This is a genomic window from Mycobacterium sp. UM_CSW (assembly GCF_000455205.1).
Lineage (GTDB): Bacteria > Actinomycetota > Actinomycetes > Mycobacteriales > Mycobacteriaceae > Mycobacterium.
The window spans coordinates 80,839-94,714 of record NZ_AUWQ01000014.1 but is presented as its reverse complement, the minus strand read 5'-3'; the positions used below and the strand labels follow the sequence as shown (position 1 = coordinate 94,714).

The 13,876-nt window shown below is 63.5% G+C and carries 15 protein-coding genes; 3 read left to right on the top strand and 12 right to left on the bottom strand.

What is annotated here, in order from left to right:
* Nucleotides 1-59 precede the first annotated feature (59 nt).
* Together N415_RS06680 and N415_RS06675 are read left to right on the top strand one after the other, a co-directional pair.
* A complete protein-coding gene (locus N415_RS06680; RefSeq protein WP_068178588.1) occupies nt 60-1,292 on the top strand; it encodes a CoA transferase in 1,233 nt (410 codons plus the stop codon).
* The gene (locus N415_RS06675; protein WP_068178585.1) at nt 1,289-2,521 is read left to right on the top strand and encodes a cytochrome P450; all 1,233 of its coding nucleotides are present in this window, start codon (nt 1,289-1,291) and stop codon (nt 2,519-2,521) included. The genes N415_RS06680 and N415_RS06675 overlap by 4 nt, the downstream gene beginning before the upstream one ends.
* A 134-nt stretch (nt 2,522-2,655) precedes the next feature.
* Here N415_RS06675 and N415_RS06670 read toward each other — a convergent pair whose 3' ends face one another.
* From N415_RS06670 to N415_RS06645, 6 genes are all read right to left on the bottom strand, one after another.
* Nucleotides 2,656-3,600 carry a dihydrodipicolinate reductase gene (locus N415_RS06670; protein ID WP_068178720.1) on the bottom strand — a complete coding sequence of 315 codons (945 nt, stop codon included), beginning with the start codon at nt 3,598-3,600 and terminating at the stop codon, nt 2,656-2,658.
* 243 nt (nt 3,601-3,843) lie between these two features.
* Nucleotides 3,844-5,070: a cytochrome P450 gene (locus N415_RS06665; protein ID WP_068178583.1), complete on the bottom strand. Its 1,227-nt coding sequence runs from the start codon at nt 5,068-5,070 to the stop codon at nt 3,844-3,846.
* Nucleotides 5,071-5,292: 222 nt separating this feature from the next.
* Complete coding sequence (locus N415_RS06660; RefSeq protein WP_068178580.1) at nt 5,293-6,246, bottom strand: LLM class flavin-dependent oxidoreductase; 954 nt, start codon at nt 6,244-6,246, stop codon at nt 5,293-5,295.
* Nucleotides 6,247-6,254: 8 nt separating this feature from the next.
* Nucleotides 6,255-7,088 carry an SDR family NAD(P)-dependent oxidoreductase gene (locus tag N415_RS06655; protein ID WP_068178578.1) on the bottom strand — a complete coding sequence of 278 codons (834 nt, stop codon included), beginning with the start codon at nt 7,086-7,088 and terminating at the stop codon, nt 6,255-6,257.
* Nucleotides 7,081-7,488, bottom strand: coding sequence for a nuclear transport factor 2 family protein (locus N415_RS06650; RefSeq protein ID WP_068178575.1), 408 nt, complete (start codon nt 7,486-7,488; stop codon nt 7,081-7,083). Before N415_RS06650 ends, N415_RS06655 begins: the two co-directional genes overlap by 8 nt.
* Complete coding sequence (locus tag N415_RS06645) at nt 7,488-8,537, bottom strand: zinc-binding dehydrogenase (protein ID WP_068178572.1); 1,050 nt, start codon at nt 8,535-8,537, stop codon at nt 7,488-7,490. The genes N415_RS06650 and N415_RS06645 overlap by 1 nt, the downstream gene beginning before the upstream one ends.
* Nucleotides 8,538-8,631: 94 nt before the next feature.
* On the opposite strand from N415_RS06645, the gene N415_RS06640 reads away from it, so the two are divergent.
* Entirely contained in the window at nt 8,632-9,504 is an 873-nt protein-coding gene (locus N415_RS06640; RefSeq protein ID WP_068178568.1) for a helix-turn-helix domain-containing protein, read from the top strand.
* A gap of 9 nt (nt 9,505-9,513) precedes the next feature.
* Here the strand turns inward: N415_RS06640 and N415_RS06635 are convergent, their stop codons facing one another.
* From N415_RS06635 to N415_RS06610, 6 genes are read right to left on the bottom strand one after another with little or no spacing between them, the layout of a single operon-like run.
* Complete coding sequence (locus tag N415_RS06635; RefSeq protein ID WP_068178565.1) at nt 9,514-10,110, bottom strand: TetR/AcrR family transcriptional regulator; 597 nt, start codon at nt 10,108-10,110, stop codon at nt 9,514-9,516.
* 23 nt (nt 10,111-10,133) lie between these two features.
* On the bottom strand, nt 10,134-11,303 hold the full coding sequence (locus N415_RS06630) for a lipid-transfer protein (protein ID WP_068178562.1): 1,170 nt from the start codon (nt 11,301-11,303) through the stop codon (nt 10,134-10,136).
* Nucleotides 11,300-11,752 (bottom strand): MaoC family dehydratase, encoded by a 453-nt coding sequence (locus N415_RS06625; RefSeq protein ID WP_068178559.1) that lies wholly within the window; start codon nt 11,750-11,752, stop codon nt 11,300-11,302. The genes N415_RS06630 and N415_RS06625 overlap by 4 nt, the downstream gene beginning before the upstream one ends.
* On the bottom strand, nt 11,749-12,858 hold the full coding sequence (locus tag N415_RS06620) for an acyl-CoA dehydrogenase family protein (protein ID WP_068178556.1): 1,110 nt from the start codon (nt 12,856-12,858) through the stop codon (nt 11,749-11,751). Before N415_RS06620 ends, N415_RS06625 begins: the two co-directional genes overlap by 4 nt.
* A gap of 22 nt (nt 12,859-12,880) precedes the next feature.
* Entirely contained in the window at nt 12,881-13,294 is a 414-nt protein-coding gene (locus N415_RS06615; RefSeq protein ID WP_068178553.1) for a Zn-ribbon domain-containing OB-fold protein, read from the bottom strand.
* Nucleotides 13,294-13,866, bottom strand: a complete 573-nt coding sequence (locus N415_RS06610; protein WP_068178550.1) for a MaoC family dehydratase N-terminal domain-containing protein — start codon at nt 13,864-13,866, stop codon at nt 13,294-13,296. The genes N415_RS06615 and N415_RS06610 overlap by 1 nt, the downstream gene beginning before the upstream one ends.
* Nucleotides 13,867-13,876 lie beyond the last annotated feature (10 nt).

Below are 13,876 nucleotides of genomic sequence, written 5' to 3'. Positions count from 1 at the left end.
GCAGGCGTTTCCGCCGTTGCTAAGCTATTGGTGCGCTCGCACCTGTCCCACCCCGACCAATGGAGGCCGTCATTTCCGCCGACAAAGTACTCAGCGGTGTCCGCGTGCTGGAGGTTGCCGCGTGGACCTTTGTTCCGTCGGCCGGCGCCATCCTGGCGGAATGGGGGGCCGAGGTCATCAAGGTCGAGCCGCGTGAGGGAGGTGACCCGCAACGCGGCCTCGTCACGATGGGCATCGTGGACGAGGGTGGTGGCACGGTCAACTACATGATCGAGATACCCAATCGGGGGAAGAAGTCGATCGGCGTCGATCTCAGTACTCCCGGCGGCCAAGACGTTATCCGCAAGCTGGCCGCGACCTGCGATGTGTTCCTCACCAGCTACCTGCCCAGCCGGCGCAAGAAAATGGGCATCGACGTCGACGACATCAGAGCCGCCAACCCAAGCATCGTGTACGTACGCGGGTCGGGCCACGGTCCGAAGGGGCCCGATGCCGACAAGCCCGGTTATGACGGCGTTTCCTACTGGGCGCGCGGCGGCATCGCCACCATGCTCACCGAGGACGCCGAGGAACTGGTGCGCTCGCGACCCGCTTTCGGCGACCTGCTCGGAGGAATGACGATCGCCGGCGGCATCGCCGCCGCGCTGTACCGAAAGGCGACCACCGGACAGGGATCGCTGGTGGATGTCTCCCTCCTCGGGCTTGCGGCCTGGAACCTCAGCCCGGACATCGCCGTCAGCCAGATCCACGGCGGCGGCGCGGTCCCGAACTGGCGCCACGCCGACGCGCCCAATCCGTTGGTTGGGACCTACCGCACCAAAGACGATCGCTACGTCCAGCTGATGATGCTGCAACTCGACAAGTTCTACCCGGAAGCGATGCGCGCCATCGGCCTGCCCGAGCTCGTCGATGATGCGCGATTTGCGGAGGCGGCAACACGTTTCGCCAACCGGACGGAACTGATTTCGCTGATGGACAATGCGTTCGCCCAACGCACACTGGCCGAATGGCGTGAAGCCCTCGCAGACCTTTCCGGCGCCTGGGGCGTGGTGCAGACGCCGGGGGAGGTGTGCCACGACCCGGCGGTGACCGCGAATGGCTATATCGCGCACACGACGACGATGAACGGTTCGCCGTACGCACTGCCTACCAACCCCGTCCAGTTCGACGAACAGGCCGTTGTCCCGCCGGGGGCTCCCGAACACGGCCAACACACTGAAGAGGTGTTGATGGAGGCAGGCTTGGATTGGGACACCATCGCGAATTACAAAGAGAACGGGGCGATTCTATGAGCGCGGCGACACCAGAGGCTGTTGTCGGTGATCCAGTGGAATTCGACCCGTTCTCTCAGGACTTCTTCGACGGCGCATTTGACACCTATCGTCGGCTACGCGACGAAGCGCCCGTCTATTACAGCGCCAAGTGGGATTTCTGGGCCCTTACCCGGTACGAAGACGTGGCGCCCGCCACCAAGGACCACGAAACCTATTCGTCGGCCAAGGGCGCGACCCTGGACATGGTGCACGCGCACGACGATGCGCTACCGGTGCCGAAGGTGATCATTTCGATGGACCCACCGGAGCACAACAAGATGCGCGGACTGGTCAGTAGTGTGTTCACCCCGCGCGCCATTGCCGCGCTGGAAGGCATGGTGCGCGATAAGGTTTACGAACGTATCCACGCTATCGACCCGTCTTCCTTCGACGTGGTCGCCGACTTCTCGGCCCTGTTTCCGAACGAGATCATCACCACCATGCTCGGGGTGCCGAAGCAGGATCGTGATCAGATTCGGCACTGGCTCGACCTGCTGCTCGAACGACGCCCGGGGCAGATCGCCGTCCCCGCAGAGGGTTTCGAGGCGTCGACGAAGACCGGTATCTACTACTACAACCTTGTGCAGCAGCGGCGCGCCGAACCCCGCGATGACATGATCAGCCGGCTCATCGAGACGGAGATCGAGCGTGACGGGAAAGTGGAGAAACTCAGCGACGTAGACATCACCGGGTTCGCGACCATGCTCGGAGGCGCTGGCGCGGAGACGGTGACCAAGCTGATCGGCAACGCCATCGTGGCCTTCGCCGACTTTCCCGACCAGTGGCAGAAGTTGCGCCAGGACCGCAGCAAGATTCCCGCGGCAATCGAAGAGTTGTTGCGCTACGAGGCACCGTCGCAGTACCAGGTTCGCACTGCCACCCGCGATGTGATGCTGCACGGCAAGGTGATTCCCGAAGGTAGCGCCGTGCTGCTCGTCACCGGCTCAGCGACGCGCGATGAACGGATGTTCCCGGATCCCGATCGCCTGGACATCGACCGTGAGCGCAAGATGGGCTTCAATCTCGCCTTCGGCTACGGCATCCACAGCTGTCTGGGAGCGGCGCTGGCGAGGATGGAAAGCCGCATCGCACTCGACGCGCTGCTCGACCTCATCCCCGAGTACGAAGTCGACCGCGGCGGGTTGCGCCGGGTGGCCATGTCGAATGTTTTTGGCTGGGCCAATGTGCCCGTGCGAAAGAGGGGTTGAGTCGCGTTCGCTCTCGATCTCATCGGCCTCGATCGCAACGGCCTGACGTATCAGGCCTACACCGTGAACTTCCTGCGTGAAGACAGCATTGTAGGTTGAGGTTTGGCGCCTTGATGTGGTCGTCGACCGTGCCATCAGCGGGTAGCGCGATAACGGAGAGATCTAGTTCGTGATTGCCTGCTCACGACTGCTGGACCCGCCAAGGGATAGCCAAGTACTCCAGGTGCGGCGTCGACGACTTCGGGTATGGAGTTGACCGCAGCCAGCGCTGTGACCGCGACACCCGGATTGACTCGATCCGATGGCGATTGCTCGAAGTACAGTTCCAGACACATACTGGGCTGTCCCTCGACTCGGATGACCATGCCACCTTGGTTTTCCCTCGACGGCCTCGGCCACCGCTGCGGCCAGGGTGTAGAGCTTACCGTTGCGAAATACTGCACCGCGACCACTGGCCGATCATCGATGACGCCGGCGAGCTGCCACCGGTGCGCGCAAATCGTCCCTTCCGGAATCACGCCGATTGCGGTTTCCAGATCCGTTGGTGCGAGCAACGTTTCCCAATCCAGCTCAACTCCGTCGAGTTCCAGGCCGAGGATGTCGGCGATGTAGCGCACCACGGTCTCCCAATCGTGGTTGACCTTGCCCGACGCGATTCGAGCGGGCACGTGGCCGTCTGGCTTTCCAAACCCCATGGATTCATGTAAGACATCCCAAATGGGATAGGACTTGTCGAGGTCGATCGCGTATTCGTCCATCCGATAGGACTCCACGATTCCAGCGCCGGCAAGCAGGGCGGTAGGGATGTTAAGACTGATAAAGCCCGGCTCGGCGCCGGTGGCGTAGAAAGTCGAATTACCCTTTGCCGCTGCGGCTGCTACGGCCGTGCGCCACTCCGGCGGCGCCGCAGGCGGGTACACCATCGGGATCGTCGAGATCGTCACAACGTTGATCCCCGCCTCGAGGTAGGTGACGATGTCGGCAATTGCATCGTTCTCGCGCCGGACGGCGGTGGCACAGTAGGTAACACAGTCCGGCGTGAGAGCCAGCACCGCGTCGAGGTCGTCGGTTGCCGATATACCGACATCCGCTCCGCCACACAGGCGACCCACGTCGACTCCGGCCTTCTCGGGCGTGGACACTTTGACTCCGACGAGTTCCAGTGCCGGATCATCGATGATTGCCCGGAGTGCCTCCTTCCCGGTCAGTCCCGTACCTACGTGAACAACGCGATACCTTCCAGACTTCTCAGTTGCCACCGTTCAATCTCCTATGTCGTTTTGCCAGGAGCCGACATCATCGTGCTCCACGGTTACGGCGGATCATTGCGCTACCGCACGCACGGGTACGCGTCCCCATCCGAAGACATTCGGCATCTTGACCCGTTGCAGGCCCGCGACGTCCACCTCGAACTCGGGGATCAAGTCCAACAGGACATCGATGGCAATGCGTCCCTCCATGCGCGCCAGTGCCGCGCCGAGACAGCTGTGTATTCCGTAGCCGAATCCCAGGTTGTGGCCGGAGTGCCGACGATAGATGTCGAAGCGATCTGCATCGACGAACGCACGCTCATCCCTGGTCGCCGAACCATTGATGAGCATCACCGGCTTGTGCTGGGGTATCACCGTGCCATGAAGCTCAACATCGACTTTGCTCCAACGGATGTCGTATTGTGACGGTCCCTCGTAACGCAGCAGCTCTTCGAAGGCGCCGGGGATGAGGCTTCGGTCTCGCCTCAGTGCCTGCCATTGGTCCTGGTGTCGCGCAAACACCACTGCGGCGCTGGCGACCAGCTTGGTCACCGTCTCGGCGCCCGCACCGCCGAGCATCGACGCAAAGGCCGAAATTTCCGTGTCGTCGAGGCGGGTCATGGTGCCGTCATCGCGTTCGACCTCGACCTGGGTGAGTCGCGAAATCATGTCGTCTTGCGGGTTGGCGCGTTTCTCGACGACAAGGTCGTAGTAATACCTCCACATGGTCACCGCCGACTCGCGGCCGTGCGGCGTCGTGCTGATGTTTCCCGGTTCGCGTTCCAGCAGCGCGTCGAGCCAGTGCCGGATCTGCTGGCGACCGTCCGGCGGCACCCCCAACATCGTGGTGATGATCTCGACGGGGAACAGCGCCGAGAAGTCCTCGACCATGTCGAACGACGTCACATCGATGGTCTGCGCGATTGTGTCGATCACATTCCGGATCATCGGCTCGAGCTTGGCGATTGCACGTGGGGTGAATACCTTGTTCACCAGCGACCGCATCCTGGTGTGCTGCGGAGGGTCCATCATGATGATCACCCCGTGGGGGACCATCGCGTCAGGATCGATGAAATGATCGAGGGTCACACCCTTCGCCGAGGAATACGTTTCGTGATCACGCATCGCGGGCGCGACATCCTCATAGCGGGAAAGGGCCCAGAAGTCGTACTGCGTGCTGTAGTAGACCGGCGCCCGATCGCGTAGTTGGCGGTAAGTCTCAAACGGATCGTTGAAGAATTCATCCGAGAAGGGATCAAAGTGAACGGATCCCGGAGGCGTGCCGGACTGATCGCTCATTGCCCTCCTTTACGTTTCGATGTGCGCCACGTGATCTTGAGTCACGCGGCCGATCCGTTCAGCGCCTCACTTTCTCCGCCCCCGCGTAAAGACCGCCACGGACTGCCGAGAACTGGCCTTCTCATCGGCTGGAGCCTAGGCCCCCACGCCGCCCTCCCACTTCGCGAAGGTAATCCTTTCGTGTAGCGCCACGCGGTCCCGGGTCATCTCATGTCCTTTCGGCTAGTGCAGCTCGGCGAATCTCTTTAAGTAGGGCCATGCGATCGCGGGCGGTATCCCGCCGCATAACGGCGAGATGTTGAACACCTCGCCTGCTGCGATGCGCTCCCGCGCTTCGTCGACCGAGAGGATCACATGTGACGACGTATTGCGAAGCTCGTCGATGGTTGTGGCGGTGGTGATGTTGGCGGACACGGCGTTGTCGGGGTTCCACTCCGAGTAGGCCATTGCGTCGTGCAGGAGGTACTTGCCGATCTCATCCCACGCCGCGTCGACGTCGTCGGCGACAAAGCAGTTGGTCGCCGCGTCACGTCCGGGGATGAGGACGAAGCCGGGCTCGAACCCGTTGTCGCGGCATGCTTTTTCGTAGGCTTCCCGCATTCCGGGCACGCCGCCGTTGGCAAGCAACCCGAGGCCGTTGCGCCCAGCACGCCGGGCGGCTGCCAGGCTGGCACCGCCCCAGCTCATCATGGGACCTTCCGGCGTGCGCGGTCGTGGGGTGACCTTCATTCGCCTGCCGCCGTGTTCGATCTCTTCGCCGGCAAGGAGGCGGCGTAGCAGGCCGAGCTTCTCGTCAGCCAGCCTGCCGCGGTCGGACATCGAGAGTCCGAAGTGAGCGTATTCCTCAGCGCGATATCCGATTCCGAATACATAGGTGGCTCTGCCCGCGCTGATGTGATCCAGCACGGCCATGTCCTCGGCCAGCCGCGCCGGATCGTAGAAGGGCAGCAAAATCGTCAGGTTCATCATCAGTTGCTTCGTGCGAGCGGCAATGGCCGCGCCGAGCAGCAACGGCGACGGCAGATAACCGTCGTCTGCGCAGTGGTGTTCGCACAGTACAACGGCGATACAGCCATGCTGCTCGGCCCATGCCGACATCTCACTGGCCGCGGCGTACAACTCGGTGGCCGGCGCTCCGATGGAGGGCGCTCGTATGTCGAAGCGAAGGGTGAACATAGCCCTGTCTAATCCAGTTGCCGCGCGTCGGAACCCATGACTTCGGCACTTGCCTGCATGATCAGACGAACCACTTCGTTGCGCGACATGGACTTGAAAAGTTCAGACGCCATCCGGACGTCATCGCCCGTGGCGATCGTCGGTCCGTTGCCAAGGTTGGCGAACGCCTCATTCACCACGCTCGCCGCGGTCACCGCACCCGGGGGGACCTCGTCGACAGATTTGAGTCGGCCACGCTCGAACTCCAGTTGCCGCAGAGCCGGTGTGTCGGTCATGCCGAGGACCAGACCCAGGACGTCCACACCCTTGTCGTGCAACTCCGCCCACAGCCCCTCGGTGAAAACCATATCGAAGGCCTTGGTTCCTCCGTATGCCACCATGTTTCGGCCGCCGGCCAGCGCAGCACCCGAAGTAAAGTTCACGATGCCGCCTCGTCCTCGCTCAACCATGAGGCCCGCGAAGTGGTGACACAACCGCATCAGCACCAGGCAGTTGCGTTGCAGCAGGGCTTCGGCCGCCGATACCGGATTGGCAAGAAAAGGTTGGTAATTCGGATCCCCGCCGGCGCAGTACACCAGCATGCCGACCTCGAGATCTGCGGTGGCGTCGATAATGGACTGCGAAGCGTCGGCCTCGGTGAGATCGATGGCTAGCGTCCGAGTTTCGGCACCGGTGCGCTCGTGAATCGCCTCGGCCACCGCGTCGAGAAGGTGCTGGCGACGAGCGACGAGCGCAACGTTCACTCCTTCCTGCGCCAACCGCTCGGCGAACAGCGCGCCGCATCCGTCGGACGCGCCGACGATCACCGCCCACGGTCCGTATCTTTGTGCGATGTCACCCATGGGCGCCCGCCACTGCCGCGAGCCGAACCGAGGTGTAGGTACGACGGTCGATCCGCCAACCGTCCGGCGTCCGTACGGCGTGGTCGTCGTAGTAACCGACGGGGTTCGCGCCCGAGCCGTCCTCCATCAGGATCAGTGCGTCGACGTAGGTGCGCATCGTCGCGGTGTCGGTGTCTATTGCTATGGCCTGGTTGGTCATTCGATGGATCGTGTGCGCCGCGCCGACGTGGGCTGCCTCCATAAACTGTGCAACCTCTGCGCCGCCGGTCAACTGGCCGACCACACCGTAGTCGACGTGCGCATCCTCGGTGAAGACTGTCGTGAGAAGCCCGTATTGCTGGCTGTCGATTGCCGTTGCGTACCGGACGGTGAGGTCGAAAACGTCGTCGCGGTCCGACATCAGAGATCACCGTTCGGGTGGATCACGACGCGGGGTGGCCCTTCGGACCGCCGCGCCGCCTCCAGCGCCGCGGGCACCTCGTCCAGACCGATGATGTCGCCGACGCTGGGTATCGGGTCCAGCTTCCCCTCGACGACCGCATCCAGAACGCCGTACCAGTCCTGCGGCAACGGCCCTCCACCGAACTGCAGAGTGAGCCCGTTTCGCGTGGCTGTGGTGATGTCGAGGGTGTCGCCGGTGTACCAGCCGCCCGCGCAGTAGATGCGCGACGAGAACTCCGCCTCCGCGACAATCTTGTCGATCAGACCCGCAGCACCAACACATTCGAACACCACGGCGGAGCCGGCCAGGTGGCGTTCGGCACGAACCTTGCGGAAGACCTCGAACACCGACTGCTGTGCCGGGTCGACCAGAACATGCGCGCCGAACCCCCTGTGGGCCAGTTCGCGTCGGTCGGCGCTGAAGTCGGACACAATGATCGGATCAACCCCACGTGCGCTCAGCGCAGCGACCGCGGACAGCCCGATGGCACCCGCGCCTAGGACGATCGGGATCTCGCCGGGCTGCAAGTTCGAGGCGCGGACGTAGAACTCGCCGACGGCGAAGGCGTCGACCACGGCGACCGCATCACTGGACACCGCACCTTCGACCACCCTCGCCGTTGCCTCTGGTACAACCAGCAACTCACCGAAACTGCCCTGCGCCTCGGGGTGCTGTCCGATGATGCGTAGACCCCCGGCGCCGCCGTCCACCAACCGGATCGGCATCGACGTCACCCTCGCCCCGATCGGGAAGGCATCTCCGCACCCAGGGCCATGGCCGATCACCTCACCCACGAACTCGTGCCCCAAGACAATGTCGCGGTCGGGGTCGTAGAGCGACCGGCCCGTCGGATCGTCGATCGCCAACTCCGGATGGTCCATGAAGTGCACATCGGACGCGCAGATCGCGGTGCTGAGCGTCTTGAGCAGCAAATCACCCTGCCCGGGAACGGGATCGGCCGTCTCGCGAACCGTAAGCTCACCGCCCCGCAGCACTACGGCACGCACCCCACTCACATCCTCGTTGACTAATCTCTACTATTAGAGAACTATTTATCCGAATATTGAGTCGACCGTAGAATGCGGCGCGAGGGGAGTCAAGATGCGCGGGGTCACTTCAGCACCGGCCGAGCGTGTCCTCGATGTCGTTGAGTTGCTGAGCAAGCCGGAGGGTGGCGGGCACCGCTTCTCCGACGTCGCTCGCGACCTCGGCCTTTCTCAGGCCACGGCGCATTCCATACTCAAGACGCTGTGCGACCGCGGTTGGGCGACCCGGGATCCTATTTCCAAGAAGTTCGACCTTGGCCCCACTGTGGCCCTCGTAGCGGAGAGGTTCGAAGCGGCGCGCCCACTTCTTGCTGTCGCTCGCCAAGCCATCCGCCGTCTCGCTGAGGCGACCGGTGCGCCGGCCTCGGTAGTCGAGCGCACTGGAGACGAACTGGTGATCACCGCGTTCGAAACTCCCGACGGCGCTACCAAACGGGTCGCTTCACTCGATCGCATCCCGTATGCCCCGCCGTTCGGGATCGCCTGCGCCGCATGGGATATCCCAAGCGAACAGGAATCGTGGATTCAGCGCGGCGCGGCCGGAGACACGTCGCTGGGAGAGCGCCTTCGCACGGTGTTGGCTCAGACGCGCGACCGCGGTTATGACGTCGATTGGATGACCCCGGCGCTCGCGCAGGCGGCTCATGCGATCGAAACGTTGTCTAACGAGACTGTGCCCCACAATGTGCGCTCCGTTATCGACCAACTGCGCGTCGAATTCATTTCGGCGAACTTGCTATCCGGCGACAGCGCACACGATGAGCTCCCGGTTGCCACAATCTCGGCGCCCGTTTTGGACGAGACAGGCCATGTGCGACTCATTCTCGGGTTCCACCCGCTACGCGTTATGACGATGAGTGAAATCCGGGCTACGGCGCAACCACTGCTGCGCGAGATCGACCGAGTGGGACGACACAGAGTGCCATGAGGGGCGCTGCTACCTCTTGCGTCGGTCATGGACGAATCCCCGCACGACATACGAGCGGACGAAGTCGGCTACCGCGACGTCGTTAGCGTCGTGATAGGGCGACGGGGTTGTGAACAACGAGAACAAGATTCGCGCAAACCACTCCGAGGCCGACCGAATGTCGAGGTCGCTGCGCACCTCACCGGTCAGCCTCGCCGCCGAGATGTACGGCGCGAGAAATTCGCCACACTCGCGGAGCAGCGTCGACGCATTCTTCGTCAACATCAGGTCGACTTGTTCTTGGTCGAAATACAACTCCGATTCCACGAGTCGGCGGGCCTGGGTGACGAAAACGCCTGCCCGGACCAGTTTGTCCTCGAGGGTGCCGCCGCCGTCGCGCTCGATTGCCCTGGCCAGCTTGCGGTAGAAGCCCTGCGACGCCGCCTCCGCACAGGCCTCGACAATCGTTTCCTTGTCCCGGAAGTACTCGTAGAACGTGCTCCTCGACACCTCCGCCGCCCGCGCGATGTCGACGATCGTCGTCTTTCGCAGCCCGTGCGTTCGGAAGCAGGTGAAGGCGGCAGAGATGAGCACCGCGCGGGTGTCAACGGCGGTCGCGCGGGTCATCAGGCTCCCTTGCATCGGCGAACTCAGCGATCCGGCGCGAGGATCAGACCGCTCGTCGGGACGCCCGTGCCCGATGTGACGAGTACGTGTTCGACCTTGTCCACCTGATTGTGCGATGTGCCGCGAACCTGACGGACGCCCTCGGTGATGCCGTTCATGCCGTGGATGTATGCCTCGCCGAGCAGGCCGCCGTTGGTGTTGATCGGCATCCGGCCGCCGAGCGACAACTCGTCGACCGAGACGAAGTCCTTGGCCTCTCCCCGCCCGCAGAATCCCAGCTCTTCGAGTTGGGTGAAGACGAAGGGCGTGAAGTGGTCGTAGAGGAACGCGGTCGAAATGTCCTGCGGTTTAAGGCCGGAATCGCGCCACAGCTTGTCACCGACCACGCCCATCTCGGGCAGGCCTGTGATGTCCTCGCGGTAGTAGCTCGTCATCACTTCGCCGTCGGAGGCGGCGCCCTGCGCGGCGGCGGTGATGACGGCGGGCGGCTTGGCCAGGTCTCGCGCTCGCTCGACGCTGGTCACCACTATCGCAACACCACCATCGCTTTCCTGACAGCAGTCGAGGAGCCGCAACACCGGCTCGATAATCCAGCGCGACTGCTGGTGCTGCTCAATGGTTATCGGCTTGCCATAGAACCAGGCGTCCGGGTTCTTCGCGGCATGCTTGCGGTCGATGACCGAGATCTTGCCGAAATCGGCATTGGTCACACCGTAAGTCGTCATGTAGCGCTGAGCGTGCAACGCGACCCAGGCGGCGGGCGTCATGAACCCAAACGGCGCGTAGGGCGCCATCCACAGCGGCGTCACGCCCGGCTGGCGGCCGGCGCCCCCGAAGCGGAAGCCGGAGCGCTCGTTGAACGCGCGGTAGCACACCACCGCTTCCGCCGCGCCCGTCGCAACCGCCATCGCCGCCTGCATCACGGTGCCCGCGGCGGCCCCGCCGCCATGCGGGACTCTGGTGAAGAACGTCAGGTCACGAATTCCGACGTTACGGGCTACCTCGATTTCCTCGTTCTCGTCGACGCTGAAGGTGACCATGCCGTCGATGTCGGCGGGCTTCAGCCCGGCGTCGCGGATGGCAGCAAGTACCGCCTCGCAGGCGAGCTGCATCTCGGTGCGGCCCGATTCCTTGGAAAACTCGGTTTGGCCGATGCCGACGACCGCCGCCTTGCCGCCAATACCGTCGCTCATGCATTGACACCTTGAAGGAGGCTGAGCACCGCGGTTCCCGAGACATGGTCGCCCAGGCTGTTGGTGCCCTTGAACGTGACCTCGATCAGCCCTTCACCGTCGGCCGACGACTTGCCGGTCACCGATCCCGTAAATCGCAGCGGGTCATTCGGGTAGGCCGGTACGCCGAGTCGAATGGACAGCTTTTTGATCATCGCCTCGGGGCCCGCCCAGTCGTGCAAGAACTTCACGCAGAGGCCGTTGGTCGTCAAGATGTTGAGGAAAATATCTTTGGAGCCTTGCGAATTGGCAAAGTCACGGTCGTGGTGTACCGGCATGTAGTCACGGGATGCGATGGCGCCAGCGACGATCAGCGTGGTGGTCACCGGTACGTCCATCGGGGTGACTTCGTCGCCCACATTGATGGAGTTCCACGCCCGTGTGGTGGTGCGGTCGACGGTGGAGGTCATTTGCTTCCTTCCGGGTATGCGGCGCCGAGGCGGGCGAGTTGTTGGGAGGCAGAGCCGAGCGAAAGCTCGATTTGCTTGGCCCACAGAAAATAGCGGTGGAGCGGGTAGGTGATGTCGATGCCCATCCCGCCATGTACTTGCTGGGCCGATGCGACAACCCGAGCACCGGCCTCGGCGGCCCAGAACTTGGCGATCGCCGCTTCGCGGCTCGCGGGCCGGCCCTCATCGATCAGCCAGGCCGCGTGCCAGGTGGTCCAGCGGATCGCCTCGACGTCGATGAAGGCATCGGCCAGCCGTTGCTGCACCGCCTGGAATGAGCCGATCGGCCTGCCGAATTGCTCGCGTTCGCTGGTGTAGGAAGCGGCGAACTTCAGCGCTCGTTCGGCCACGCCGACCTGCATTGCGCACAGCCCGACGAGCGCCCTGGTGTACAGCGAACCGACCGCGTCCGCCCCGCGGGTGTTGTTGAGTCGGTGTCCGACGGCGCCGGTGAGCTCGACGTCCGCGTAGGGCTCCCCGTTGGTGGTGGTCGCCGGCGTGACGCTCACCCCGGCTGTCGCCGCCTCGATGATGAATAGCCCGGGTCCGTCGGCGGCGAGCGCCGAAACCACTATGGCGTCGGCGAGCTGCGCTGCGGGCACCAGCTCCTTGCTGCCGTCCAGGATCCAGATGTCCCCATCGGCGCGTGCGGTGGTGCGCGGCGTGGTCGGATCCGAGTTGCCCGGCTCGGCAAGTCCGGCGGTCAGAATCGCACTGCCGTCCACGACTTTTGGCAAGTAGAGCTGCTGAATTACCGAATCACCGTGCCGCGCAATAGTATCCGCGCCGAGCATGAGGGTCGCGTAGACGGGGACCGGCGCAACGCTCCAGCCGACCTCGGCGAGCAGCACGCCGAGCTCGAGGAAGCCTCCGCCACTGCCGCCGACGGACTCGGGCAGCGCGATACCCAGCAGGTCCGAGGATGCCAACTCGCGCCACAGCGCTTCGTCGAAGCGAACCTCGCCTGATTCCAGTTCCGTGAGACGTTCGGGGGTGGCGCGGTGCTCGAAGAGCTGACGCGCCACCTTGCCGACGGTCTCTTGTTCTTCGGTGAAGGAAAAGTCCATGCTCGCCCTTATTTCTCGTTGGTCAGCGCACCGGCCGGAACTGGTGCAGAACCAGCTCATCGCCGCTCGGGATTGCTTCGAACTTTTCGTAGAAGACCTCGACGGGGAGCCCCACCTCGATCGCCTCGGGCTCGATGTCGCAGAGGTTCGAGACGATGCGCACGCCTTCGTCGAGTTCGATCAATGCCACCACATAGGGGTATTGGAGGAAGGGCAGCGGCGGATATTTCGGCATTATGAAGCTGTAAACAACGCCACGCCCGGTCGATTCGACGGAACCCCAGTTCAGGGACTGACAGTGTCCGCACATCGGCCGAGGCGGCACCCGCAACGTCTTGCAGTCCGCGCATTGCTGGATCAGCAGCTTGTGTTCTTTCAGGCCCGACCAGAAGAACTCGGTGTCCGGGCTGATCGATGGAGCAAGTCTGTTGGCCATCAGTCCCCGGCCGTTCCGGCGGGGGACCCACCCGTCTTGAATCGCAAGGTGCGGAACCGCTGGCGGCCGATCACTTCACCGTTCTGATCGCGGTAGGTGGTGATCCAGGTGACGAAGTAGCCGTTGCCCATCGCCGTCTTTTTCTCGTCGGAGATGGTCTCGAAGACAGTTTCGGCCGTGATGTCGTCACCGACGCGCGGGTATCGCTCGATCTCGAACTCGGAATTTGTGGCGACCGTGCCCGTGTAGCCGGCATCGGCGAGGAACTGTAGCGGATTTTCCTTGAGCTCGACCGGGACTCCGCCTCGCTCATGGATGCCGACAAGCTTGGGTGGCGCCATGGTCCACGACTGCAGCATCACCGGAGGGGAGACGAGGCCGCCGTGGCGGGAGGAGGCGGCGAACTCCGGATCCAGATATGCGGGGTTCAGGTCGTCCAACGCGTACGCCCAGTGCCGAATCATGGCGGCGTTCACGGGGTCTGGCGCCTTGACCGGCTGTCCGGAACTGATCGGTTGGCCAATGAGCGCATCGAGGCGCTCGCGCAGTGGGTCCTTCGTTGTCTCAGTCACGGCTAAGCAC